Raw genomic sequence first — 1,378 nt, 5'->3', positions numbered from 1 at the left:
GACGCCCTCTGGTCCCGCTGCAACGTCAAACGCATCGGCGGCTACGCCGCCTGAGCGAAATCAGTTCGTGGCGCGGGCCGCGATGGCCTCGCGGATGGCGGAGATCAGCGTCTCCCCCAGGAGCGGCTTCTCCAGGATCGGAACCCCCGCGGCGGCCGCCGCGGCGCGGATGGCCGGCTTGGGATGGCTGGTGATCAGGATCGCCGGCACGCCCAGGTGGCGCGCCCGCAGCTGGCGAAGGGTGTCGAAGCCGGAGACGCCGGGCAGCCGCTCGTCGATCACCAGGCACGCGGGCTCGTCTCCCTGCGTCCGCAGCAGCAGCGCCTCGCCGGAGGCGTAGGTCTCGACGGCGAACCCCTCCAGATCGAGGGCGAATTCCAGGGCCCGCCGCACGGCGTCGTCGTCGTCCACGACACAGATGACGGGGGCGTGGGCGGGCATCCTCTGATCCATGGAATTCATCGTGCCGCGCGCCCGCGGCCGTCGCTTTGATCTGGCGCAAGCCGATCAGAAGCCGGCGAGCAGGGCGATCCGGACCAGTTCCGACAGGCCGTTGGCGTTGGTTTTGCTCATCACGTTGGCCCGGTAGACCTCGACCGTACGCGGGCTAATGCCGAGCTCGAAGGCGATGACCTTGTTCATCTTGCCCGCGATGACGCCGCGCAGGACGTCCTTCTCCCGCCCGGACAGGGTCGAAAGCATCTCTTCGAAGCGCTGGCGTTCCTGGGCCTGGGCGTCCGACTCCGCCGTGGAATCGAGCGCCATGCGGATGGCGCGCAACAGGACCTCGTCGTCGAACGGCTTTTCGATGAAATCGATCACGCCGGCGCGCATGGCTTCGACGGCGAGCGGCACGTCCCCGTGGCCGGTGATCACGATGACCGGGAGCTTGATGTTGCGCTCCTTGAGGCGGCGCACCAGGTCGAGGCCGCTCATCTCGGGCATGCGAACGTCGGTGACGATGCATCCGCCCGCCAGGCTGTCGGCGACCTCGAGGAATTCGATCGCCGACGGATAGGTCTTCGCCGGCAGGTCGCTCATCTCCAGGACGAAGGCGAGGGAGGTGCGCACGGCCTCGTCGTCGTCGATCAGGTGGACGATCGGCTCACTCATCTTGCGTCAGTTCCTCCTCCCGCACGCCGGGCAGGGTGAAGCGGAAAACGGCGCCGCCGCCGGGATTCGGCTCGACCCAGATCCGGCCGCCATGGGCCTCGATGATGGTCCGCGAGATCGACAGGCCGATGCCCATCCCGTGCACCTTGGTGGTCATGAACGGCTGGAACAGCTGCTCCGCCGCCTCCGGGCCGATTCCATGGCCCGTGTCGCTCACATAGACCTCGACCATGTCGTCCGCCACCGGCTGCGCGCCGACGAAGAG

Annotated in this window: 3 protein-coding genes; all 3 read right to left on the bottom strand. The window is 68.1% G+C overall.

Annotation, left to right across the window (positions count from 1 at the left end):
- Positions 1-60 precede the first annotated feature (60 nt).
- A complete protein-coding gene (locus tag AX721_RS12995; RefSeq protein WP_068876423.1) occupies positions 61-441 on the bottom strand; it encodes a response regulator transcription factor in 381 nt (126 codons plus the stop codon).
- Between the two features lie 66 nt (positions 442-507).
- Positions 508-1,113, bottom strand: a complete 606-nt coding sequence (fixJ, locus tag AX721_RS12990; RefSeq protein ID WP_068876422.1) for a response regulator FixJ — start codon at positions 1,111-1,113, stop codon at positions 508-510.
- Positions 1,106-1,378 (bottom strand): ATP-binding protein (locus AX721_RS12985; protein WP_231754716.1); only part of this gene is annotated, 273 nt, incomplete at its 5' end. The genes fixJ and AX721_RS12985, both read right to left, overlap by 8 nt.

The organism is Phenylobacterium sp. CCH9-H3 (assembly GCF_001557235.1).
Classification (GTDB): Bacteria; Pseudomonadota; Alphaproteobacteria; order Caulobacterales; family Caulobacteraceae; genus Phenylobacterium.
The sequence above is the reverse complement of the archived record's forward strand: the minus strand, read 5'-3'. Positions and strand labels throughout refer to the sequence as shown.